This window comes from Lysinibacillus sp. NPDC094177 (assembly GCF_050279145.1).
In the GTDB taxonomy this organism is placed as follows: Bacteria; Bacillota; Bacilli; order Bacillales_A; family Planococcaceae; genus Lysinibacillus.
In genome coordinates, this window is the sequence record NZ_JBNNTW010000002.1 from 170,842 (window position 1) to 194,253 (window position 23,412).

Sequence of the window (23,412 nt, forward strand, 5' to 3'; positions counted from 1 at the left end):
AGGAGGAAATGGAATGCGTTGGCTTAATAAAGGTTTACTATTTAGTATTGTTGCTTTGTTACTCCTTTCTTTGACGGCGTGTAATAAAACGGAGCTTGAAAAAGTCAAAGTTGGAGAAGTGACACGCTCGATTTTCTATGCGCCTCAGTATGTAGCACTTGAAAAAGGGTACTTCAAGGATGAAGGGCTTTCCGTTGAGCTACAAACAATTGCAGGTGGCGATAAGACAATGACGGCGTTACTTTCTGATGGAATTGATATCGCCTTAGTTGGATCGGAAACTTCTATTTATGTAACACTTCAAGGCTCCAATGACCCGATTCAAAATTTTGCTCAATTAACACAAACAGATGGCACATTTTTAGTTGCACGCAAAAAGATGGATAATTTTTCGTGGGATCAGTTGAAAGGCTCTACATTTTTAGGGCAACGTAAAGGTGGAATGCCACAAATGGCGGGCGAGTTCGTACTGAAAAAGCATGGCATTGACCCTGCGAATGATTTAAAACTCATTCAAAACATTGATTTTGCTAATATTTCTACAGCCTTTGCTTCTGGAACTGGGGACTATGTACAGTTATTTGAACCAACAGCTAGCATGTTTGAGAAAGAAGGTAAGGGCTATATTGTCGCTTCGTTTGGTACTGAATCTGGGCAATTGCCTTATACATCGTTTATGGCGAAAAGCAGCTATTTAAAGGACAAAGCGAAAACAGTTCAAGGCTTTACAAATGCATTGAAACGAGCACAGGACTTTGTACAAAAAGCGACTCCGGCCGAAATAGCGAAAATTATTCAGCCATATTTTGAAAATGTTGATATTGGATTAATTGAAACAGTAGTAGAGCGTTATAAATCACAGGGTTCCTATGCTACAGATCCTATTTTGGATAATAAGGAATGGGATAATTTGCAAACGATAATGGAGGCAGCAGGTGAACTTCCTCAACGGGTGGATTATGATAAGCTTGTGAATACAACCTTTGCTAAAAAGGCTGTTGAGTAATATGGAAATTTTAAAACTAGAAAATATTCACCATAGCTACTTTTCGAATACGCAGGCAAAGGAAGTTTTACGTGATATCAATTTAGATATTCGTGAAGGTGAGTTTGTTTCTTTTATAGGGCCGAGCGGATGTGGGAAAACGACATTATTATCAATTATTGCGGGTTTATTTTCGTCTACAGAAGGCAAGGTATACATTGATGGTGAGGAAATTTCAACGCACAATCAGTCTCTCATTGGCTACATGCTTCAGCAAGATTATTTATTTCCTTGGAAAACAATAGAAGAAAATGTCACAATTGGTTTGAAAATCATGGAGCGAAGCAATAAAACACATAAAGTAACTGCAAATGCACTTTTGCAAGAAATTGGTTTACCGCATGTAGGAAACAACTATCCGAGAGAATTATCTGGTGGCATGCGTCAACGAGTAGCACTTGCAAGAACTTTAGCAGTGGATCCTAAAATTTTATTGCTAGATGAACCATTTTCAGCTCTGGATTATCAGTCTAAATTAAAATTGGAGGACTTGGTTGTTGAAACCTTAAAGGCCTATAAAAAAACGGCAGTTCTTGTGACACATGATATTGGTGAAGCCATTGCGATGAGTGAACGGGTATTTCTATTCTCTGCCAATCCAGGTACATTGCATAGAGTATTTGAAATACCATCAGAGTTACAAGAGCTTTCACCTTTTGATGTTCGACAGCATCCAGCATATTCAGATATATTCCAAACTATTTGGAAGGAGCTGGAGAGTCTTGGATAATACATTATTTAAACAGTATCAGCAAATGCTAAAAAAAGAAAAGCGCTATGTTCGAGTATATCAGCTTATCATCTTAATAGTATTTTTCGTTGGGTGGGAGCTTCTTTCGAGATTTGGATGGATCGACCGATTAATTTTCAGTTCACCAACGCATGTATGGCACACATTAGTAGAAAAAGTAAGCGATGGTACGTTAACACTTCACGTTGGTGTTACTTTAATGGAAACGATTATTGGCTTTATCGCCGGAACACTAATAGGTACTTTAATAGCAATCGTATTGTGGTGGTCACCAATGCTATCGAAGGTACTAGATCCATATTTAGTTATTTTAAACGCCATGCCGAAAGTTGCCTTAGGGCCAATTTTAATAGTCGCTCTTGGTCCTGGTTATTTTTCTATTGTCGCGATGGGTGCGTTGATTTCAATAATTATTACAACCATCGTAGTTTATACAGCTTTTAAAGGGGTTGATCCAAACTACAGCAAAGTATTACAAACTTTTGGGGCAACCAGATGGCAAATATTTAGAGAAGTTATTTTACCAGCTTCTTTCCCAACGATTATTTCTACTTTGAAAGTAAATGTAGGACTTTCTTGGGTAGGTGTTATTGTTGGTGAATTTTTAGTTGCCTCAAAAGGGCTTGGTTATTTAATTATTTACGGCTTCCAGGTGTTTAATTTTAATCTTGTGCTTATGTCACTGCTCATCATCGCCTTTTTTGCGACGATTATGTATCAGGTTGTAGAGTTGATTGAGAAGGCGATTGTAAAAAATAATGGTTGAACGACAAAGGAGGTGTCTCAAATATATTGAGCCACCTCCTTCATTTTTTGAAAAACTATTATGTTAATGAGATTAAGGTATCCCATTAAATAAAGTATGGCTCTACGGCAAAACGAGTGGTAGATTTCCGTTCCAGCTGGGCGCTTTGTTGTTGCTGTCGCTACGCTTTCGCACAGATAAAACATTTGCTGTCGCTACGTTAGCACTACGCTTTCGCACAGAGCAAAGCTTCCTGGGGGCGTCCGATGAGCCGCTTCGCTGCAGGATCTCGGGCCAACACGATGTTGGTCACGAAGGCGTTATCACAGGACGTGATGGTTTTAGCCTTCGTTCCCCTTTCGCTGATCCCCAAGGAGTCGCCAGCCTCCACTCCAATCAACCACTTCGCATAACGTGTATCTTCTGCATGTTACACTAATTTATAGTGATAAAACAAAACTTCAGCAGCAAATGTTTTCTGGCGAAAGCGAAGCGTCAGCGGCACCAGTTTTACAATCGTGTCACTGTAATAAGCCTATTAATTTGATATATCTAAAGAACCACAACATTCACGGAAATTTCTTTGAACATTTGTTTTTAAACACTATAAAGGAGGTGTCTCAAATAATGAGTCACCTCCTTCGGTTGATCAGTTAAAATTCTTTATCCATTTGTGGAGAAGTACGATAAAAACGGAAATTTCCTGTTTCAATGCGTGAAATGGTGTTTTCTTCAATACGATCATGGCATGCACCACACATATACGTATGAATTGGTCGATTGCGCAATTTTTTTGCTAGCGGTAAATTATCATCTAAATTGTTAATTGTATCGCAAATAACGCATTTTACGCGCATTGCATTCCCTCCTACTCAGCACGAATAGCTAATACATTTTTGATAGGGTTGTCTACATTTGAACCGTCTCTAAATAGCACATGAACAGGACCATCTTCTAGTAATGGTTTACCATCTTGGCTATATTTTAAAATGAATGTATAAGCTTCTTCGATTGTAAATGTATATTCTTTGCCATCTTCACATTCAATGACGATTGTTGTTGCTTCAGGTTTAATTTCAGCATTTTTCAAGAAATGACTTAATTCGATCCCAAAAGTACCTGTTTCCATCCCTTTGCGGTCAAATTTTCGTTCAGATTTCAATGTTGGTGGGAAAGTGGCTCCTTCCATAATCTCACGTGACCAGTGAGCACCTACCTCACGCATATATTTAATATCCGAATCTTCCTCAACTTCTTTTGCATCGAAGTATGTTTTTAAATCTAATTTACGATCATCGAAAATCCAAACAGTGGGATCTAATGTTAATTGGAATGAAACTGCGCCCTTGATAGGAATTATTGTTTCCATAATAGAAATCCTCCTCAAATCTTGTATATCCATGAAATAGTATAACGCTAATGACTAGAGATAATAAAGAAATATAATTCGATTTCTCTATTTTCCAATGTAGACACTTGCATTTTTAACGACTAAAAGCTAAACTTTATTAAGATAGAATCGAAGAAATATCAGATAATGGGGGCGTCCTCATGGATACTAAATCACAAACTTCTTTTCAAGAGAAGGCTTTGGAGCTTTTAGTTGCTGATGCAGACAAAATTGCTCGCCTCATTCGAGTACAAATGGATCATTTAACAATGCCACAATGCCCTTTATATGAAGAAGTATTAGATACACAAATGTTCGGCCTTTCACGTGAAATTGACTTTGCTGTAAAGCTTGGACTCGTTGATCGCGAAAAAGGCAAAGAAATTCTCGATTCACTCGAGAAAGAACTTTCTGTATTACATGACGCGTATACAGACAAATAAAAAGAAAAAACTCAAACGCAATTTGCGATTTGAGTTTTTTTTCTAGAATGAGGTTTTCCGATGAAACAATATTTAAAACGTTATGCACAAAATTTTGATTACCCATTATTTTTTACATTCATATTTTTAAGCTTATTTGGATTAGTAATGATTTATAGCTCAAGTGTGATGGTGGCGATTGTAATAAAAAAACAAGATCCAGATTATTTTTATCACAAGCAAGTAATCAATTTAATTGTAGCTTTTCTTGGGTTTTTAGCAGCAGCATTCTTCCCGTATAAGCATTATGCGAATAAAAAAGTTATGTTGATACTTACAGCTGTGTTAGTTGTGCTATTTACTTGGGTAAAAGTAGCTGGTAATGGTGATGAGGTAGGAATAGGGTCTAAAAGTTGGATACACGTTCCAGGTTTAGGAAACTTTCAGCCTTCTGAATATGCAAAGCTATTTATAATTTTATATTTTGCCGCTGCATTTTATCGGAAAGGACAAAAATATACGCTTGAAAAGCTACAACCAACAGAAATATTTTATCCAATATTCCTTTGGATTCTTGTTGTTGCTGGTGTAGCCTTTGAAACCGATTTGGGAGCAAGTATTATTCTTTGTGGAATTGCTGTTTCTGTTGTAGCAGCAAGTGGCATTCCGTTTAAAACATTTTGGAAGTTCTTCGGAGTACTAGGAGCTTTTGGTGGAATCATCTTTGGTATACTAATGTTGTTTAAAGGAAATATGTTAACTACAAACCGTATGGGACGTCTTCAATCATACATAAACCCTTTTAATTATGAAAATGGTAGTGGTCACCAAGTTGTCAATAGTTATTATGCAATTGGTGGAGGCGGTTTAGAAGGAAGAGGTCTCGGTCAGTCAATTCAAAAATTGGGGTATTTACCTGAACCACAAACCGATTTTATTATGGCGATTATTATGGAGGAACTAGGTATTTGGGGAGTTCTTATCGTTTTAGGTGGTTTGGGATTTATTGTATATAAAGGATTGTCGATTGCGTTGCGCACGAAAGACCCACTAGCGCGTATGATTGCGGCAGGTATTGCGAGCTGGATTGGCTGGCAAACGTTTATCAATCTTGGGGGTGTAACTGGGTTAATCCCGTTAACTGGTGTAACGCTACCTTTTATTAGCTATGGCGGGACATCTATAATTATTCTATCTTTAGCGATGGGAATATTGATCAATGTTTCTATGTTTGAAAAGATAGAAAGGAGAAAAACACAATCATAAAGGGGGATATCAATGGAATCGATCAAAAAAATTCTCGTAGCCAATCGAGGAGAAATTGCAATTCGTATTTTCCGTGCATGTACGGAGTTGAATATTCAAACTGTTGCTATTTATTCTCGGGAGGACAGTGGGGCGTTCCATCGCTTTAAAGCAGATGAGGCCTATTTAGTGGGAGCTGGCAAGAAACCAATTGATGCTTATTTAGATATTGAGGGCATTATTACAATCGCTAAAGATGCAGATGTTGATGCGATTCATCCGGGTTATGGCTTTTTATCTGAAAACGTAGAATTTGCACGTCGATGTGAAGAAGAGGGCATTGTCTTTATTGGGCCAACTTCTAAGCACTTAGATATGTTTGGAGACAAGGTGAAGGCGCGAGAACAAGCAATTGCTGCAGGTATTCCTGTTATTCCTGGTACAGATGGTCCAGTAGCTGATTTAGCAGAGGTAGAGGCTTTTGCTAACACATACGACTATCCAGTTATGATTAAGGCAGCGCTAGGCGGCGGTGGTCGAGGTATGCGCCTTGTTCATACAGAAGAGGAGCTAGCTTCCTCCTATGAACGTGCAAAATCAGAGGCGAAGGCAGCATTTGGCTCTGATGAGGTGTATGTAGAAAAGGCCATTATTAAGCCGAAGCATATTGAAGTACAAATTATTGGTGATCAACAGGGCAATATCATTCATTTATATGAGCGTGATTGCTCGATACAACGTCGTCATCAAAAGGTTGTTGAAATCGCACCATCTAATTCAATTTCGGAAGATTTAAGAAGCCGAATTTGTGATGCAGCTGTTCAATTAATGAAAAATGTCTCATACATAAATGCAGGGACAGTAGAATTTTTAGTTGCAGGTGAGGATTTTTATTTCATCGAGGTCAACCCTCGTATTCAAGTAGAGCATACGATTACTGAAATGATTACGGGTGTCGATATTGTGCATGCCCAAATTAAAGTGGCAGCAGGCTACGGTCTGCATAGTGAGGAAATTCATATTCCACAACAGGCGGATGTTCCAATGATTGGCTATGCGATTCAAGCACGTGTCACAACGGAAGACCCAGCTAATGACTTTATGCCAGATACAGGGAAGCTCATGGTGTACCGTTCAAGCGGTGGCTTTGGTGTACGATTAGATGCCGGTAATGGCTTCCAAGGGGCTGTTGTAACACCGTACTATGATTCACTACTGGTGAAAATTTCAACATCAGGGATGACGTTTAAAGAAGCCGCAGCAAAAATGGACCGTAATTTAAAAGAGTTCCGTATTCGTGGGGTAAAAACGAATATTCCATTCTTAAATAATGTCGTGACGCACGAGAAATTTTTAACGGGTGCATTTGATACAAGCTTAATCGATACAACACCTGAACTATTTAATTTCCCTGTGCGCAAGGACCGTGGGACAAAGCTCTTAAGTTATATTGGTAATGTGACGCTAAATGGCTTCCCAGGAGTAGAGAAGAAGGCGAAACCAATTTTTGTACAGCCGAGCATCCCAAAAGTTGATAAATTAATCGTTCCTCCGGCGGGAACAAAACAAATTTTAGATGCCCAAGGAGCAGATGGGCTTGTGAAATGGATTCTGGAGCAAGAAGAAGTGCTATTAACAGATACAACTTTCCGAGATGCACACCAATCACTGCTTGCTACACGTGTACGTTCACAGGATATGTTCGAAATTGCAGACGCAACAGCGCGCATGATGCATGATTTCTTCTCACTCGAAATGTGGGGTGGCGCGACGTTTGATGTGGCGTACCGTTTCTTAAAAGAAGACCCATGGGAGCGCCTTGCAAAGCTGCGTGAACAAGTACCGAATGTGCTATTCCAAATGTTATTGCGTGGTGCGAATGCCGTTGGCTACACAAACTACCCAGACAATTTAATTCGTGAATTTATAGCTGAATCAGCGGCATCAGGCATTGATGTATTCCGTATTTTCGATAGCTTAAATTGGATTAAAGGAATGGAAGTAGCCATTGATGCTGCACGTCAATCTGGTAAAATTGCGGAAGCTGCCATCTGTTACACAGGAGATATTTTTGATGAAACAAGAGCAAAATATTCAGTTCAATACTACAAGGAAATGGCAAAGGAGCTAGAGGCAGCAGGTGCCCATATTTTAGCGATAAAAGATATGGCTGGTTTATTAAAGCCAGAAGCAGCGTATCGTTTAATTTCCGAGTTAAAAGAGACGACAAATCTGCCAATCCATCTGCATACGCATGATACAAGTGGTAATGGTATTTATTTATATGCCAAGGCGATCGAGGCAGGGGTGGACATCATTGATACGGCGCTCGGTTCAATGGCGGGCTTAACGTCACAGCCAAGTGCAAACTCCTTATATTATGCAATGAAGGGTAGTAAGCGTGAGGTTCGTGCCGATATCGATGCGCTTGAAAAATTATCGTACTACTGGGAAGATGTACGTAAGTATTATAAAGATTTTGAAAGCGGCATGATTAGCCCACATTCAGAAATTTATGTCCATGAGATGCCAGGCGGCCAATACAGTAACCTGCAGCAACAAGCCAAAGCAGTTGGCCTTGGGGACAGATGGGAAGAAGTGAAGCGCATGTATTCCCGCGTAAACCTTCTATTTGGCGATATTGTCAAAGTAACCCCATCTTCGAAAGTAGTCGGTGATATGGCGTTATTTATGGTGCAAAACGATTTAAATGAAAGCACTGTACTGACAAGAGGGCAAACTATTGATTTCCCGGATTCTGTGATTGAGTTCTTCCAGGGCTATTTGGGACAACCGCATGGTGGCTTCCCAGAGGCTCTTCAAAAGGTTGTGTTAAAGGATCGTGAAGCAATTACGGTAAGACCTGGCGAGCTACTGGAGCCTGTGAATTTTGAGCAACTAGAGGCGGTACTAGAGGAAAAATTAAATCGTTCCGTTACAAAGCAGGATGTGCTAGCGTTTGCTTTGTATCCGAAAGTGTTTGAAGAGTATTCAAAAACAGTGAACTCCTTCGGCAATATTTCGGTATTAGATACGCCAACATTCCTCTATGGATTAAAACTAGGTGAAGAAATCGAAGTCGAGATCGAAAAAGGAAAAACACTGATTATTAAGCTTGTTTCCATTGGTGAACCACAACATGATGGTACGCGTGTTATTTACTTTGAGCTAAACGGTCAATCCCGCGAACTGGTGATTCAAGATATGACTGTCGAAGTAGATGGCAGCCTGGCATTAAAAGCAGATCCAAGTAATCCAAATCAAATTGGAGCAACGATGCCAGGTACGGTCTTAAAGGTAGTTGTAGCAAAAGGAAGCCCTGTAAAACGTGGGGATCACTTATTAATTACCGAAGCGATGAAAATGGAAACAACCGTCCAAGCACCGAGAGACGGCGTCGTGAAAGAAGTATACGCTAGTGCGGGCGATGCCATTTCAACAGGTGATTTGTTAATTGAAATTGAATAATTGGTAGTAAAGAAGGTTATTAGATTGCTTTTATAGCATACTAATAACCTTTTTTATTTTTACACTGCAGGGTCTCATCTGTGACTAACCCCCAAGGAATCGCCCATCATGGATAAAAACTGAAAATGTTCCGATAAAACGAGATAATATTCCGATAAAAGCTAAAATTGTTCCGATAAAATGGTATTTTGTTCCGATAAATCTACAAAGTATTCATATAAAAATAAATTCATTACAATAACGTTGATTTCTGTTTCGACTGGGCGTCAGGAATAACAGGATGTTTGTCACGATGGCGTTATCACAGGACAGGATGTTCTTAGCCTCCATTCCTCTGCCTGCTCTCATCTGTGATAAATGTCATCCAACTTATGGTGATGAACCTATTAATTTACTATTTTACGATAATAAAATTATCGATATTTTAACACATTTAAATAGAAGCATTTGAAAAAATAAAAAAGATTCGCCATATTTTTGGATGGCGAATCTTTTTCTACTATTATTTGTTTTTTTCATTATAATTGCTGCGTGCAACTAGCATTACCATGTAGCAAAGTAGACCAAATAGAATTGAAATTAATAACGAATGAAGTAATGCAACTATAAGATTCAATTTAGTTAGGACTACTAACATACCAGCAATCACTTGTAAAATTACTATAGTGAAGGCAATGATCCAGCCATAGTAAATAACACGTTGATTTTTATATTCTTTTACCGCGTGCCAAGTTATGTATGCAAGCCAAATGAAAAAGATAAGAACAGCTAGGCGATGCCCCATTTGTATCCATTCATACATATTATTAAAAGATGCGAATGGTGTGTCATTATAGCAAAATGGCCAGTCAGGACATATTAAGCTAGAATCTGTATGGCGAACAAGTGCCCCTGTATAAACGACTAAATAAGAATAAATTGTGACAGCAATCGTATGCCAACGCAATTTTTTACCAATAAAAACGTTATCGGCATCAAATTTCCGATCCACTTCAAATACAATCATAGAAAGAAGGAGAACAGCAGCAAAGGAAATAAGAGAAATCCCAAAGTGGAGTGCTAGTATGAAATCACCTTGTCCCCACAACACTTGAGCTGCTCCAATAAGAGCTTGTGCGATTAAGAAAAACATCGCTAAGAAACCTAATAATTTTACTTCGCGAATATGACCGAGTTTACGCCATGTCCAAATTGTTAACGCAAGAATTGAAATAGATACGACTCCAGTTACAAGACGATGCGAAAATTCAATTAAGACTGCTGGTGTAATTTCTTTTGGAATAAGAGAACCATTACAATCAGGCCAGTTTCGACCACAGCCTAAGCCACTATCTGTTTTGGTAACAAGTGCTCCACCTAGTAAAATAAGGAGCATTCCAACTGTAGCGGCAACAGCAAACCATTTCATATACCTATTGTGTTGCATAAAATGAGTCACCTACTTTATCTATGAACATTACATGAAAGTAATGTTTCTGCTAATAGATAATATCGAAAATACAGGTAAAAAACAACTTGTAAAGAGTAGGGAGTATTAGATGTCACTTCCATTTCACAAATTGTTCATAATTTCGTACTTTAACCTTCACAATTCATTTTAGAAAATGTTTTACTATAGATATGTTGTTTTTAATTATATTTCTAGACAAAGCTAATTTTTACAACTTCATCTAAATTTCACTTAATGTCTAGAAATCAATCGCAAATTTCGCTATAGTAATTGGTAGCGGAATATGCTTACAAAAATGAAAGGAGAGGTATCATGTCAAACGGTCGTGCACTGACGGCTACTAGAAATGGTGGACCAGAATCAACATCTGTTGTAAAAGATTTCTTAGCACTAATAAAAATTGGAATCGTTAACTCGAATCTTGTCACAACGTTTACAGGGATGTGGCTGGCATTTCAATTTACTAGTAGACACTTCTTGCAAGAGCTTGATGTCATATTGTTCACCATGCTGGGTGCGGCATTCATTATAGGTGGCTCGGGCGCAATGAATAACTTTATTGATCAGGATATTGATCCAATCATGAAAAGAACGAAAGCAAGACCGACAGTAACGGGTAGATTTAAGCCGAATTTTGTATTGACCATTGCCCTCTCATTTTTAATTGTAGGTGAAATTTTGTTATTTGCGGCATCGTTTGCGGCCGGCATGTGGGGACTTGTAGGAATATTTGCTTATGTTGTTCTGTACTCAATGTGGTCAAAGAGGAAGCATGTTAGTAACACGGTTGTAGGAAGTATTTCAGGGGCTATTCCACCAGTTATTGGGTTTGCAGCTGTTGAGCCTAAATTAGGTGCTGGAGCACTTGCCTTATTCCTTATCATGTTTGCATGGCAACCACCGCATTTTTATGCGCTTGCTATGAAACGTACTGAGGAATATCGTGCAGCTAACATACCAATGCTACCTGTAGTAAAAGGATTTAAACGAACTAAGTACTCGATGTTATTCTGGATTCTTTTATTATTACCGTTACCTTTCCTTTTACCAGAGCTTGGAGTTGGCTTCTTAATTCTTGCCACTGCATTGAACTTGGGCTGGTTGATTCTAGCTTTTAAAGGCTTTAACACAAAAGATGATATGAAATGGGCAAATAAAATGTTTATCTATTCGTTGAATCATATGACCATATTATTTGTATCCATCATAATTTTTGCGTTGTTTAGCTAAATTTAGGAATTCTTTCTTTTCCTAAAGAATTCATATAGACAGAACTTATTTCCTAGGTACACATGAAAATACAACAAAGAAAGAGGGGTTTAATTAAGCTATGATGAAAGGGCTTAAAAAATGGCGTCTTTTTTCACTACTAGCAGTGATGATGGTTTTCCTTTCTGGTTGTGGTGAAGATTATATTTCTGCACTAAAACCATCTGGTCAAGTAGGTAAAGAACAATACAACCTATTAATGTTAGCTACTGGAATTATGACGTTAGTTGTAGTAATAGTATCCGTTATCTATTTACTTGCATTCTTAAAATTCCGCCGTTCAAAAGTTGGCGAAAACGTTATTCCTAAGCAAGTAGAAGGAAGTCACACTCTTGAAGTAATTTGGACAGTTATTCCGATTATTTTATTATTAATCTTAGCTGTACCAGTTGTTACGGCTACTTACAAATTTGCAGATGTTGCTGCGATGGACGAAGTAGACGAAAACGGTAACAAAACAGCACTTACAGTAAATGTAACTGCACATTTATATTGGTGGGAGTTTGAATACCCTAACCAAGGTATTATAACTGCACAAGAGTTAGTTGTACCAACAGGTCAAAAAGTTTACTTTAACTTAAAAGCTGCCGATGTTAAGCACTCATTCTGGATTCCTGCTGTAGGCGGTAAAATGGATACGAACGTAGATAACTTAAACAAGTTCTATCTAGAATTCGATAAAGAATCAAAAGACCTTAAAGACGGCGTATTCTATGGTAAATGTGCTGAGTTATGTGGTCCTTCACATGCTTTAATGGACTTCAAAGTTAAAGCATTAACACCAGATGCATTTGATGCATGGGTAGCTTCAATGAAAACAACAGATAAAAAAATGCCTGATAAAACTTCAGCTGATCTTGGGGAAGCAACATTTGCTAAGAGCTGTATGGGTTGTCATGCTGTATCTGGTACAAGCGGTCCAGGTTCAAAAGGTCCTAACTTAACTACATTTGGTGACCGTAACCGTGTTGCTGGTATGTTAGAACATAATGAAGAAAACTTAAAAGCTTGGATTAAGAATCCTGAACAATTCAAACCAGGTAACTTAATGATGAATGCAGATGGTACTGCGCCAGTTTATGGCGATTTAACTGACGAAGAAATTCAAGCTCTAGCAACTTATATCATGGGCTTATCTGTTGAGAAATAATTTTAAGTTTTATGTAACAAACTTTGAGGGAGGTAAAAGTTGTGAGCTCATACACACAGAAAAAGGGCTTTGGAGCAACTGTCTGGGACTACATTACAACTGTTGACCATAAAAAGTTAGCAGTAATGTATTTATTAGCCGGTACATTGTTCTTTGCTATCGCTGGTTTTGAAGCGTTATTAATGCGTATTCAATTAATGAAACCAAATAACGATTTCGTATCAGCTGGTTTTTTCAATCAATTATTAACAATGCACGGAACAACAATGTTATTCCTAGCTGCGACTCCATTACTATTCGCATTTATGAACATGCTTGTACCATTACAAATTGGTGCGCGTGACGTAGCATTCCCGTTCCTTAACTCTTTAGGGTTCTGGTTATTCTTCCTAGGTGCAGTATTCCTTCACCTGTCATTCTTTATGGGTGGTGCTCCTGATGCGGGCTGGACGTCTTATGCATCATTATCTTTATATTCTCCTGGACATGGTATTGATTTCTATGTTCTCGGTTTACAAATATCAGGGGCCGGTACATTAATTTCAGGTCTTAACTTTATCGTTACGATTATTACAATGCGTGCTCCAGGTATGACATTCATGCGTATGCCATTATTCACTTGGACTGCACTAGTTTCAAGTGCACTAATCCTATTCGCATTCCCTCCACTAACAATTGGTTTATTAATGATGTTATTTGACCGTATGTTCGGTGGTAACTTCTTTGACCATACTATGGGTGGTAACACAATTATTTGGGAACACTTATTCTGGATCTTCGGACACCCAGAAGTTTATATCTTAGTATTACCTGCGTTTGGTTTATTCTCTGAGATTATTCCAGCGTTCTCTCGTAAACGTTTATTTGGATACTCTTCAATGGTATTCGCAACAATTTTAATTGGTTTCTTAGGGTTCATGGTTTGGGCTCACCACATGTTTACAGTTGGTCTTGGGCCAACAGCCAACGCAATCTTTGCTGTTGCAACAATGGCAATTGCCGTTCCAACAGGTATGAAAGTATTCAACTGGATCTTAACTATTTGGGGCGGATCTATTAAAGTTACAACACCAATGCTTTATGCACTTGGTTTCATTCCGTCATTCGTTGCGGGTGGTGTTACAGGGGTAATGCAAGCATCTGCACCTCTTGACTACCAATTACACGATTCTTACTTTATCGTTGCTCACTTCCACTACGTAATCGTTGGTGGTATCGTAACAGCGTTATTTGGTTCAGCACACTTCTACTGGCCAATTTTCTTCAACCGTATGTTAAACGAAACGCTTGGTAAAATTACTTTCTGGGTATTCTTTATCGGATTCCATTTAACGTTCTTCGTTCAACACTTCTTAGGTTTAATGGGTATGCCACGTCGCGTATTCACTTACATGGAAGGTCAAGGTTGGGATCAGTTCAACTATATCTCTACAATCGGTGCATTAATGATGGGTGTAGGGGTTATCTTAATGGTAATCAACTGCTTAATGTCAATCAAAGGCAAACCAGCAGGTCGCGATCCATGGGGCGATGGACGTACATTAGAATGGTCAATTCCACAACCAATCCCATTCTATAACTTCCGTCAAACTCCACTTGTTCGTGGTTTAGATCCATGGTGGATCGAAAAACAAGAAGGAAATAAAGAAATTACATTTGCTGAGCCAATCGGTGATATTCATATGCCAAATAACTCAGCTATCCCATTTGTTATTTCTTTAGGCATGTTTATCGCGGCATTCGGTGCACTTTATAATCCAGATGCAGATAAACCATGGTCAATTTATATTTTAATTGCTGGTCTTGCAATTACATTTGGTGCTATGATTTTCCGTTCTGTTAAGGACGATCACGGCTTCCATTTACACAAAGAAGAAATTCTTGAAATTGAAGAACATCTTTACGGCAAAGGAGGAAATAAATAATGGATTTCAATACTAAATTTACTCCTCATACTTGGCCAGATCATCCTGAACAAGCTACGATGGAAGGGAAAAATAAAGTTGTTGGTTTCTGGATTTTCCTTGCCTGTGAAGTTGTACTTTTCGCAAGTTTATTCGCTACTTACCTAGCGCTTAAGAACAAAGGGCCAGCTGGCATGGAGTTCACAACACAAGGTTTATTTGAATTACCTCTAGCTTTCGCTATGACGATGTTATTATTAACATCTTCACTAACGTCTGTTTACGCAATTTACCATATGCGTAACTTTAACTTTAAAGCTATGCAAACTTGGTTTGGTATTACAATTCTTTTAGGTCTTGGATTCTTAGGTCTTGAAATCTATGAATTCAATCACTATGTAGGTCTTGGTTTTACATTTAATCAATCTGCATTTTCAACTGCGTTTTATTCATTAGTTGGTACACATGGTTTCCACGTAACATTAGGTCTTGTGTGGATTTCTACGTTAATGCTTCGTAATGCTAAGCGTGGCCTTAACTTATACAATGCACCTAAATTCTTCGTGGCTGCTTTATACTGGCACTTTATCGACGTAGTTTGGGTATTCATCTTTACAGTAGTATACTTGATGGGAGTGATCGGATAATATGTCTTCACACGATACACCTATAGTTGCTAAGTCTCAGGCGCAATACGAGTATGACCGTCATCATAATGCCGTTCATATGCGTAAACAAGTTATCAACTTTGCGATTATGATTTTCTTTACGTTTATCGCATTCGCAGTAGTTGCAGCTGATTTCTCTAAATACTTAATATTACCACTTATTTTATTGCTTGCTAGTGTTCAAGTTGTTCTTCAACTTTACGCTTTCATGCACTTAGAAGACAAAAAAACACACTTCGGTGGTGTAATTGGTTTCTTCATGTGGATGGGAATATTAATCGCATTTACATTCTTCTTAGCATTTTTAACAATTATCTGGTGGTAATCACCAAAAAAGCACGTTCTCTACCTAGCGTAGGAACGTGCTTTTCTTTTTTCTATTGTATCAATGAAATTAATTAAGGAGTTTTAAAGTATGGCTTGGGCAAAACGAATGGTTGATTTCCGTTCCAACTGGGCGCTTTGCCGCTGACGCTTCGCTTTCGCGCAGAGCAGAGCTTCCTGGGGGCGTCCGATGAGCCGCTTCGCTTCGCTGCAGGGTCTCGGGCCAACAGGTGTTTTTTGCGCGAAAGCGAAGTGCTAACGTAGCGGCAGCAAAAGGGGTTCATTCTGTGCGAAAGCATAGTGCAACGAAGCGACAGCAACAGCACGATGTTGGTCACGAAGGCGTTATCACAGGACGTGATGGTTTTAGCCTTCGCGCTGATCCCCGAGGAGTCGCCCGGTCTCCACTCCAATCAACTAATGCACATAGCATGTATTCTTTGACATGTAGGTTTAATTCAAGTGATAGAACCCAACTTTAGCAAAAGGGTTTTATCTGTGCGAAAGCAGCAACAGCAACAAATGTTTTCTGCGCTAAAACAAAGTGTCAGCGGCAACAATGTCAATTACCTCTCTGTTATGAATATATTCTGTTCAATTATGGTTCGTTGTCCTAGCTTTCAATTTTGAAATGCATAAAATTTATAAAAATTCTACGCTATTGTTGATTGGAGTGGAAGGCTACTCGACTCCCGTGGGAAAGCGAGACAGGCGAGACCCTGCACGAAAGCGAAGCGTCAGCGACAATGTTTTAACTGTGCGAAAGCGAAGCGACAGCAACAATGTTTTATCTGTGCGAAAGCGAAGCGACAGCAACAAAGCGAGTAGCCTGGAACGGAAATCACCTCTACGTTATGATGATGAGCTAGCAAGAAATAATATAATTCATGTTGGGTTTATATACTTTTAATATTTTTTCTATAGATACGATAATCCTGTAAGAAAGGTAAACTATAGATAGTAATTTGTTCACCTTTCGTTCATTGCAGAATAAGTGTAAGCGTTCTATAATAGGAGTACTGAAGTTAAAGGAGTGCGTTTTGTATGCCACTTAGTATATTTGGTTTCCAAGCTTTATGGAGCCCATACTTAATAGGGGTTCTTGTTTTCATAACAGTCATCTATTTTTTAGTCACAACAAAGTGGCGCAAGGATTTTAAAGTAAGTGAGCCTTTGAAAAAGGGAGAAGCTATTTATTTTGTACTAGCAATGGTAACGATTTATATTATTAAAGGATCACCAATAGATTTAATGGCGCACATTATGTTTACGATGCATATGGTGCAAATGGCTATTTTATTGTTACTTGTACCGATTTTCTTAATTAAGGGGATTCCTTGGTGGGTATGGAAAGTTGCAATTGAGGCACCAGTTGTTAGAACTTTATTTAAAACATTTACATTACCCGTCGTTGCGGTGATTATGTTTATTGGTTTATTTTCTTTCTACCATTTACCTGCAGTATTAGACTACATTAAATTAAACGAAACTTTACATGGTACATATACGTTTGTATTATTTGTTTCTGCTGTTTTAATGTACTGGCCTTTGATACAAAAGATGCCTAATAGTCCACATATGAAACCTTTGTATAAATTAGCCTATATCATTGCTAATGCGGTATTAATTACACCTGCGTGTGCGTTAATTATTTTTGCACCAAATGCTATGTATGAAACGTATACAAATGGCGATGCATGGCTAAAGGCAATGGAACTGTGTGTACCAGCTTCTACATTATCTAGTTTATCTCTTTCAGGACCGGAGCTCTTTACAAATATGTCACCTGTTGCCGACCAGCAACTAGGCGGCGTTTTAATGAAGATTTTACAAGAGCTTATTTTTGGGGTATTACTTGGATCAATCTTTATTAATTGGTATCGTTCAGAACAAAAGGATCCAGATAAAATTACGGCAGATGCGTTAAAAGAACATCAAAAGAAATGGGAAAGTCAACAGGAACAGCAACATCAGTTGTAAAATAGAAACTTTAATTTGTATAAGGGGTTTTGTAAATGGAATTGCAAATTTTGCCTACTATAAGTACATCATTCATTGTTATTAGTGCAGTACTTGTAGCTATTGGTTGGGGCTTAATTATAAAAAGAAAAGTAGAGGCACATAAAAAAGTAATGCTTGCAGCAGGAGTTGCTGCACTTATCTTCTTTATTATTTATGCTTCACGAACAGTCTTTATTGGTAACACAGCGTTTGGTGGCGGAGAAGATTTAAAACCATATTATACTTTCTTCTTAATTTTCCATATTACTCTGGCAACAACTGGAGCAGTATTTGGTATTGTTAGTATCATTTCTGGTTTGAAAACTAATCTCAAGCTTCACCGTCGTATTGGACCAATTACAAGTATTATTTGGTTCTTCGTAGCTATTACCGGAGTTTTAGTATACATTTTACTATATGTTATGTTTGAACCAGGTGAAACAACATCTGTTATTAAAGCTATTTTAGGCTTTTAAAAAAAATCTCCCTCCTTATTTTTGAGAAGGAGGGAGATTTTTTATGGATGTTTGATTAAATAGGGAAAGAACAACAACAACGAGTAATGGACCTATTAAAATACCGGGGAATCCAAATATTTCAAAACCAATAAACATTGCAATAAAAGTTGTTAGTGAGGAGAGTCCAACTTTATTTCCAATAACTCTAGGTTCAATCATACGTCGAACTAAAAACTGTACGATCGTAAGTACGACTAGCACGACAGCAAAGATATAATCTCCTGTAAAGGCTTTGTATATTGCCCAAGGAAGAAGCAATATAAAGGAATCTAAAAAAGGAACGAAATCTAAAATGACTAGTAAGAGTGCTAAAATAAGTGGGAATGGTGTTTTTAGAAAATAAAAGGTTCCAAAAGCTATAGCAAAAATGCAAATGCCAACTAAAAATTGTGCTTTTATAAAACCAAACAAAGCAAGTTTTACGCGCTGTCCAATAAATAGTATTTTTTGATGATAGTGAAACGGAATAGGCGCTAACATTTTACGGTTAATATTCGGTAGTTCTAAAAGAAACATATATAGTACAATCCAATAAACAAAAATATCAAACAAACGAGAAGTTATATACGAAAGTGAAGATGACCAAACATTAACATTTGTTAAAGAAAGAGCATATTTCTCGATTGAAGATAGAGCCCGAGCTATCATAAGTTGAATTTGTATAACAAGATCTAAGGGCAAGTGATAAGTATAGTTAGAAAGCTTGGATTGTGTTTGAATCCATAGTGCGGATAGCTGATTAAGATACTCTGGAATATGAATGATAAATGTTGAAAATTGTTTCCAGCTAATAAATATAATGAGAATACATAATAGTAATGTCATACTTGAAAAGAACATAAAAAAAATCGATGCGACTATTTTGCGTTTTTTTCGGAACCGTTTACTGATTCGTAAGATGACAGGTTCCAATAATAATGCAGTTACGTAGGCAAGCAGTATGGGTAATGACAGGGATATAAACCAGAGAATAGCAATTCCGCTAGCTATAACGATGATCGGATGGCGAAAAAAGGGGTGTTTGAAAAATTGTAACATTTATCTCACCTACATCATGTAAAAGATATAGTTAGTATGAGAAGAAATAAAATTTTTACTCAAAATAAAAAAGACTGGACCACCAGTCTTTTCAGATTTAGCTATTGCACTACATGCTGTTGTCGACTTACTGTTAACCCTGATAAAAAAATAAAATAATTTCGATGTTTAATCGACATACATGCACCGAGAAATAACTATCTAAAATTATGCGTGAATTTTAAAAGCTTCTAGGTCTAATTTAACCTTTTTTAAGATATCTTCACATTTTTTCACAAGATGAGCAGGGAAAACTTCATCATCACCATACTCAACGCCGTGTGGATAGTAGTACTTACCAAGTGCTGGTTTCATTAATGTTAGGATTGCATCGTGTGCACCAACATCACCTGATTTTGCATATGCGAATACACGTAGGTAATAACGTCCTTCACGAGTATCGAAACGCTTATCAAATGTCATACGTTCGTAATCCCAGCCGCCGTCACATTCTAAACCATTATTTTTCATGACGCTTACAATAAGTTCTTGATCAGCTGTTAAATTTTCAAGGTTAGTATTTTCAAAATACATCTGTAATCCTCCTTTAGGTTCTCGTACAAAGTATACGCTCATTTTTATAATAGAGCATATTCGACATTGTTGCAATGACAACATTGTGTCAACCCAACTACAATTGTTATAATAATTTAGAATAATCGTGATAAGAAGGAGTCATGTATGAAAGCTTTATTTCGCATTTTTATGGCATGTGCTGCAATTGCGTTGATCGGCTTTATGTTTTTTAATACACCGCGTGAAAACGAGCCACTAAAAGGCCCGAACGCCAATTCAAATATTATTCCCAAAACCGAGTTAAAGCAGCCTGAAATGGGGGCAACGACACGTCCAAAAAGTGGGATGTCGACATTAATCGGTCAAAAAGCTAAGGTAGTTTTGGAGAGATATGGTGAACCAGCTCGAAAGGAGCCTTCATCTTTTGGATATGATTGGTGGATCTATAATGCAAGTTCTTCCACATTTTTTATGGTAGGCGTTCAAAATAATGTTGTGACACAAGTTTACGTAGCTGGTACAGATTTAGATGCTTCCCCTTTTAAGGTTGGTCAGAAGCGCGATGATATATACCGAATGACAATTATTGATTATGAAGTAACTGCGAATGTAGGTAAAAATATTTTTGTTTTCTCAATGAGTGAAGAAGATATGCAGACACGATTGCTTGTAAAATTCGATGGACTTTTTGCACAACTCTATATAGATAGAGAAACGGGTGAGCTACAAGGAATACGCTTTACTAATAATGAAACACTTGTTCTTCATCAACCTTATGAAATGACTTATCAAGGTGAGCTTGTTATACCAACACCACCTTCTTCTTTTTTACAACAGGATATTAATGAAGCAAGTGCTGTACAGCTTGACGATTTGATAAATGTAACAAGAGTTCAACATGATTTAGCTCCATTAAATATTGATGAATCATTAGAAAAAGTTGCAAAAATACATAGTGAAGATATGAAGATTCAAAATTTTATTGGGCATGAATCACCAACAAATGGAGATTTAAAAAAGAGATTAGAAACACAGGGAATCGAATATAGTGAGGCGAATGAAAATCTCGCGACAGATTATTTTGATGCTATCGAAGTAATGCATGGCTGGCTTAATTCACCTGAGCATCGAAAAGTCATTTTAAATGATAAATATACTAGAGTTGGATCGGGAGTATTTTTAAACTATTATACGCAAATATTTTTAGAATCTCCTTCTCAGAAGTTGGATAGTGACTCTGAGGGATCAGAAGTAAATATTGATGAATCATCACAATAGAAATAGAAATCTGAAACCGAAGATAAACTTGGCGAAATCAAGTTTATCTTCGGTTTTTTCATTTTTTAGATAAGCACAAGGACTACCTACATTTTTCGTCACACCGTTACATACGCCGTCATATGATAGAGAACCGAAAGGGGGAATGAAGCTTGCAATTAGCTGAACTATTGAAAGACTGGCCGTGTAGCATAACTGGAGGATCTATTCGCACAATTATTACAGGCGTTGAGGATTATGCTCAGGCAGTAAAACCTGGGAATATTTTTGTTGTGCGTAAGGGAAAGAAAACATCGGGAAGTCGTTTTGTAAAAGAAGCATTAGCTCGGGGTGCTGCCGCTATAGTATCAGAGGAAAGTATTTCACTGCCTAATATTGATCAAAGTATTCCTTTTGTTTGGGTTCCAAATACATCTCTATTTTTATCGTATGCGAGTGCAAAGCTTTCAGCCTTTCCCGCAGAAGCATTAACAGTCATTGCGATTACAGGTACAAATGGTAAAACAACAGTGAGTCATTTTGTGAGCCAATTATTAAGAGCCCTACATAAAAATGTTGCAGTTATTGGAACTGTAGGATTTTTCATCAATGAGCAGAAACAACAAACAGTGTATGAGCAATTAACTACATTACAGGCAAAAGAGTTACATCCGATTTTAAAACAATGTGTACGAAATGGTGTTACACATGTTGTTTTAGAAGCTTCATCAATGGGATTACAGCAACATAGACTTGATCATTGTGATATCGATTGTGGCGTTTTTTTAAATTTATCGGAGGACCATTTAGAAGATCACGGAGGACTTGAGGCATATAAGCGTGCAAAAAAAAGATTGGCAGATTTGTCGAAAAAGCTAGTGCTAAATGGAGATGATAACTTTTGCCGTTCCGTTGGTATATATGATAAGAAAAAATCCTGCTCATTTGGCTTTGATAATCATAATGATTTACATATCCAAATTGTCAGTGAATCATTGGGAAAAACAGTAATTTGTTTACAAACATCATCGAGTGAGCATATTGTGGAAATCCCTTTTGTTGGTAAATACCATGTACAAAATGCTGTAGCTGCGTTGATGACTTTATGGCGCCTAGGTTTCTCAATTGAAGAGATAGCAGAGCATATGTGGTTGTTAAAGCTACCAGAAGGAAGACTTGAGAAAATAGACAATCCATTTGGGATTGATGTGTACGTAGATTACGCACATACTGCAGAGGCATTACAGGCTGTTCTGCAAACCTTTGATCGCTCGAAAACCCTTTACCTTGTATTTAGCTGTGGAGGAAATCGAGATAAGGCGAAACGGTTTGCGATGGGAGCAGTAGCAAGTAAGTATGCGGATGTTATTTTTTTAACAACTGATAATCCACGTGATGAAGATCCGATTTTAATTAATGAAAGTATTATTGCTGGATTTACTGAGCAACAATATTATGAGATCTATCTAGATCGAAAAGTTGCTATTCATCAAGCATTAGCAAAGGCGGAAAAAGGTGATATTGTACTTGTTGCCGGAAAAGGGCATGAACAGACCCAACAAATAAAAAATCAAAAATTCCCTTTTTCCGATCAACAATGTATTCGAGATTACTTTGTAAATCTTATGTCTAAGGACGGCGTTGAATGACAAAGAAAGAAGCAGTCGCAATAGCAAGTTTTCGTCCAGTCTCATCCTCGATATCACATTCCATCACAAGTGTCTGACGCCCTTTATGCACGAAACGTCCGCGAGCGATTAGTTCTTTGTTGGTTGTTGTAGCAATATAAGAGATATTAATATTTGTTGTGACAACATTAAAGCCTTCTGGTACCGAACGCGAAGCAAGTCCCCCCATTGCTGCATCTGCAATTGTTGCAATGATCCCTCCGTGTGGTACCTTAATGGTATTATGGATAACGGGTGTAATGGGGATACGAACCTCACTAACTTCAGGCTCAAATTTGCCCACCATGTGTAAGGCAGCATTAATATAACGTCGATGGATACCTTGCTGTTTATCGCGAAGACCAGACAATAAATGTAGTAAAACCTCCTCATCTTCAGCTGTACTATGTTGTAAAATCTTTGCTAGTAATTGTTCTATTTGTTCTTTAGATGATGGTACCAATTTAAAAACTCCTTCATTTAAAAATATCATTAATGTAAAATTATCATAAAATCTGTTATGATGGGAAAGAGATTGGGGGAAT

The 23,412-nt window shown here is 37.7% G+C and carries 21 protein-coding genes; 15 read left to right on the forward strand and 6 right to left on the reverse strand.

Features of this window, described 5'->3' with window-relative positions; translation table 11 throughout:
* The first annotated feature begins 13 nt into the window (after nucleotides 1-13).
* Genes ACQKNC_RS04370 through ACQKNC_RS04380 form a run of 3 tightly spaced genes read left to right on the forward strand, consistent with a single transcriptional unit; the run spans nucleotide 14 to nucleotide 2,562 of the window.
* Complete coding sequence (locus tag ACQKNC_RS04370) at nucleotides 14-1,006, forward strand: ABC transporter substrate-binding protein (RefSeq protein WP_427423655.1); 993 nt, start codon at nucleotides 14-16, stop codon at nucleotides 1,004-1,006.
* A gap of 1 nt (nucleotide 1,007) precedes the next feature.
* A complete protein-coding gene (locus tag ACQKNC_RS04375) occupies nucleotides 1,008-1,775 on the forward strand; it encodes an ABC transporter ATP-binding protein (protein WP_427423656.1) in 768 nt (255 codons plus the stop codon).
* Nucleotides 1,768-2,562 carry an ABC transporter permease gene (locus ACQKNC_RS04380; RefSeq protein ID WP_427423657.1) on the forward strand — a complete coding sequence of 265 codons (795 nt, stop codon included), beginning with the start codon at nucleotides 1,768-1,770 and terminating at the stop codon, nucleotides 2,560-2,562. Before ACQKNC_RS04375 ends, ACQKNC_RS04380 begins: the two co-directional genes overlap by 8 nt.
* 632 nt (nucleotides 2,563-3,194) lie before the next feature.
* Here the strand turns inward: ACQKNC_RS04380 and ACQKNC_RS04385 are convergent.
* Both ACQKNC_RS04385 and ACQKNC_RS04390 read right to left on the reverse strand, forming a co-directional pair.
* Nucleotides 3,195-3,398 carry a YlaI family protein gene (locus ACQKNC_RS04385; protein ID WP_427423658.1) on the reverse strand — a complete coding sequence of 68 codons (204 nt, stop codon included), beginning with the start codon at nucleotides 3,396-3,398 and terminating at the stop codon, nucleotides 3,195-3,197.
* Between the two features lie 11 nt (nucleotides 3,399-3,409).
* Entirely contained in the window at nucleotides 3,410-3,910 is a 501-nt protein-coding gene (locus ACQKNC_RS04390) for a peptidyl-prolyl cis-trans isomerase (RefSeq protein WP_427423659.1), read from the reverse strand.
* Between the two features lie 182 nt (nucleotides 3,911-4,092).
* Here ACQKNC_RS04390 and ACQKNC_RS04395 point away from each other — a divergent pair, with 182 nt between their 5' ends.
* Genes ACQKNC_RS04395 through pyc form a run of 3 tightly spaced genes read left to right on the forward strand, consistent with a single transcriptional unit; the run spans nucleotide 4,093 to nucleotide 9,066 of the window.
* Nucleotides 4,093-4,374: a YlaN family protein gene (locus tag ACQKNC_RS04395; protein WP_049668302.1), complete on the forward strand. Its 282-nt coding sequence runs from the start codon at nucleotides 4,093-4,095 to the stop codon at nucleotides 4,372-4,374.
* Between the two features lie 60 nt (nucleotides 4,375-4,434).
* Nucleotides 4,435-5,619 carry an FtsW/RodA/SpoVE family cell cycle protein gene (locus tag ACQKNC_RS04400; RefSeq protein WP_427423660.1) on the forward strand — a complete coding sequence of 395 codons (1,185 nt, stop codon included), beginning with the start codon at nucleotides 4,435-4,437 and terminating at the stop codon, nucleotides 5,617-5,619.
* 12 nt (nucleotides 5,620-5,631) lie between these two features.
* Nucleotides 5,632-9,066 carry a pyruvate carboxylase gene (pyc, locus tag ACQKNC_RS04405; protein ID WP_427423661.1) on the forward strand — a complete coding sequence of 1,145 codons (3,435 nt, stop codon included), beginning with the start codon at nucleotides 5,632-5,634 and terminating at the stop codon, nucleotides 9,064-9,066.
* Nucleotides 9,067-9,568: 502 nt separating this feature from the next.
* Here the strand turns inward: pyc and ACQKNC_RS04410 are convergent.
* Entirely contained in the window at nucleotides 9,569-10,492 is a 924-nt protein-coding gene (locus ACQKNC_RS04410) for a COX15/CtaA family protein (protein ID WP_427423662.1), read from the reverse strand.
* Nucleotides 10,493-10,828: 336 nt separating this feature from the next.
* Between ACQKNC_RS04410 and cyoE the strand changes: the two genes are divergently transcribed.
* The 7 genes from cyoE to ACQKNC_RS04445 all read left to right on the forward strand — a co-directional run bounded on the left by cyoE (nucleotide 10,829) and on the right by ACQKNC_RS04445 (nucleotide 18,308).
* Entirely contained in the window at nucleotides 10,829-11,746 is a 918-nt protein-coding gene (gene cyoE, locus ACQKNC_RS04415; protein ID WP_427423663.1) for a heme o synthase, read from the forward strand.
* Between the two features lie 100 nt (nucleotides 11,747-11,846).
* Nucleotides 11,847-12,935 carry a cytochrome c oxidase subunit II gene (gene coxB, locus ACQKNC_RS04420; protein WP_427423664.1) on the forward strand — a complete coding sequence of 363 codons (1,089 nt, stop codon included), beginning with the start codon at nucleotides 11,847-11,849 and terminating at the stop codon, nucleotides 12,933-12,935.
* 41 nt (nucleotides 12,936-12,976) lie between these two features.
* Nucleotides 12,977-14,860, forward strand: a complete 1,884-nt coding sequence (ctaD, locus tag ACQKNC_RS04425; RefSeq protein WP_427423665.1) for a cytochrome c oxidase subunit I — start codon at nucleotides 12,977-12,979, stop codon at nucleotides 14,858-14,860.
* Complete coding sequence (locus tag ACQKNC_RS04430) at nucleotides 14,860-15,486, forward strand: cytochrome c oxidase subunit 3 (protein WP_427423666.1); 627 nt, start codon at nucleotides 14,860-14,862, stop codon at nucleotides 15,484-15,486. Before ctaD ends, ACQKNC_RS04430 begins: the two co-directional genes overlap by 1 nt.
* A 1-nt stretch (nucleotide 15,487) precedes the next feature.
* Nucleotides 15,488-15,832 carry a cytochrome C oxidase subunit IV family protein gene (locus ACQKNC_RS04435; RefSeq protein ID WP_427423667.1) on the forward strand — a complete coding sequence of 115 codons (345 nt, stop codon included), beginning with the start codon at nucleotides 15,488-15,490 and terminating at the stop codon, nucleotides 15,830-15,832.
* A 1,043-nt stretch (nucleotides 15,833-16,875) separates the two neighbouring features.
* On the forward strand, nucleotides 16,876-17,811 hold the full coding sequence (gene ctaG / locus ACQKNC_RS04440) for a cytochrome c oxidase assembly factor CtaG (RefSeq protein WP_427423668.1): 936 nt from the start codon (nucleotides 16,876-16,878) through the stop codon (nucleotides 17,809-17,811).
* A gap of 35 nt (nucleotides 17,812-17,846) precedes the next feature.
* A complete protein-coding gene (locus ACQKNC_RS04445; RefSeq protein WP_100545569.1) occupies nucleotides 17,847-18,308 on the forward strand; it encodes a DUF420 domain-containing protein in 462 nt (153 codons plus the stop codon).
* Nucleotides 18,309-18,323: 15 nt separating this feature from the next.
* Here ACQKNC_RS04445 and ytvI read toward each other — a convergent pair whose 3' ends face one another.
* Nucleotides 18,324-19,388: a sporulation integral membrane protein YtvI gene (gene ytvI, locus ACQKNC_RS04450; protein WP_427423669.1), complete on the reverse strand. Its 1,065-nt coding sequence runs from the start codon at nucleotides 19,386-19,388 to the stop codon at nucleotides 18,324-18,326.
* 207 nt (nucleotides 19,389-19,595) lie between these two features.
* Nucleotides 19,596-19,961: a YugN family protein gene (locus tag ACQKNC_RS04455; protein ID WP_427423670.1), complete on the reverse strand. Its 366-nt coding sequence runs from the start codon at nucleotides 19,959-19,961 to the stop codon at nucleotides 19,596-19,598.
* A 147-nt stretch (nucleotides 19,962-20,108) separates the two neighbouring features.
* Here ACQKNC_RS04455 and ACQKNC_RS04460 point away from each other — a divergent pair, with 147 nt between their 5' ends.
* On the forward strand, nucleotides 20,109-21,221 hold the full coding sequence (locus ACQKNC_RS04460; RefSeq protein ID WP_427423671.1) for a CAP domain-containing protein: 1,113 nt from the start codon (nucleotides 20,109-20,111) through the stop codon (nucleotides 21,219-21,221).
* Nucleotides 21,222-21,373: 152 nt separating this feature from the next.
* Complete coding sequence (locus tag ACQKNC_RS04465) at nucleotides 21,374-22,849, forward strand: UDP-N-acetylmuramoyl-L-alanyl-D-glutamate--2,6-diaminopimelate ligase (protein WP_427423672.1); 1,476 nt, start codon at nucleotides 21,374-21,376, stop codon at nucleotides 22,847-22,849.
* Here ACQKNC_RS04465 and ACQKNC_RS04470 read toward each other — a convergent pair.
* Nucleotides 22,830-23,330, reverse strand: a complete 501-nt coding sequence (locus ACQKNC_RS04470; protein WP_427423673.1) for a PaaI family thioesterase — start codon at nucleotides 23,328-23,330, stop codon at nucleotides 22,830-22,832. The two genes, ACQKNC_RS04465 and ACQKNC_RS04470, sit on opposite strands and share 20 nt — an antisense overlap.
* Between the last annotated feature and the right edge of the window lie 82 nt (nucleotides 23,331-23,412).

Coding starts and splice junctions, on each gene's coding strand:
- ACQKNC_RS04370 (WP_427423655.1), top strand. CDS start 14: ATGCGTTGGCTTAATAAAGGTTTACTATTTAGTATTGTTGCTTTGTTA.
- ACQKNC_RS04375 (WP_427423656.1), top strand. CDS start 1,008: ATGGAAATTTTAAAACTAGAAAATATTCACCATAGCTACTTTTCGAAT.
- ACQKNC_RS04385 (WP_427423658.1), bottom strand. CDS start 3,398: ATGCGCGTAAAATGCGTTATTTGCGATACAATTAACAATTTAGATGAT.
- ACQKNC_RS04390 (WP_427423659.1), bottom strand. CDS start 3,910: ATGGAAACAATAATTCCTATCAAGGGCGCAGTTTCATTCCAATTAACA.
- ACQKNC_RS04395 (WP_049668302.1), top strand. CDS start 4,093: ATGGATACTAAATCACAAACTTCTTTTCAAGAGAAGGCTTTGGAGCTT.
- ACQKNC_RS04400 (WP_427423660.1), top strand. CDS start 4,435: ATGAAACAATATTTAAAACGTTATGCACAAAATTTTGATTACCCATTA.
- pyc (WP_427423661.1), top strand. CDS start 5,632: ATGGAATCGATCAAAAAAATTCTCGTAGCCAATCGAGGAGAAATTGCA.
- ACQKNC_RS04410 (WP_427423662.1), bottom strand. CDS start 10,492: ATGCAACACAATAGGTATATGAAATGGTTTGCTGTTGCCGCTACAGTT.
- cyoE (WP_427423663.1), top strand. CDS start 10,829: ATGTCAAACGGTCGTGCACTGACGGCTACTAGAAATGGTGGACCAGAA.
- coxB (WP_427423664.1), top strand. CDS start 11,847: ATGATGAAAGGGCTTAAAAAATGGCGTCTTTTTTCACTACTAGCAGTG.
- ACQKNC_RS04430 (WP_427423666.1), top strand. CDS start 14,860: ATGGATTTCAATACTAAATTTACTCCTCATACTTGGCCAGATCATCCT.
- ACQKNC_RS04435 (WP_427423667.1), top strand. CDS start 15,488: ATGTCTTCACACGATACACCTATAGTTGCTAAGTCTCAGGCGCAATAC.
- ctaG (WP_427423668.1), top strand. CDS start 16,876: ATGCCACTTAGTATATTTGGTTTCCAAGCTTTATGGAGCCCATACTTA.
- ACQKNC_RS04445 (WP_100545569.1), top strand. CDS start 17,847: ATGGAATTGCAAATTTTGCCTACTATAAGTACATCATTCATTGTTATT.
- ytvI (WP_427423669.1), bottom strand. CDS start 19,388: ATGTTACAATTTTTCAAACACCCCTTTTTTCGCCATCCGATCATCGTT.
- ACQKNC_RS04455 (WP_427423670.1), bottom strand. CDS start 19,961: ATGTATTTTGAAAATACTAACCTTGAAAATTTAACAGCTGATCAAGAA.
- ACQKNC_RS04460 (WP_427423671.1), top strand. CDS start 20,109: ATGAAAGCTTTATTTCGCATTTTTATGGCATGTGCTGCAATTGCGTTG.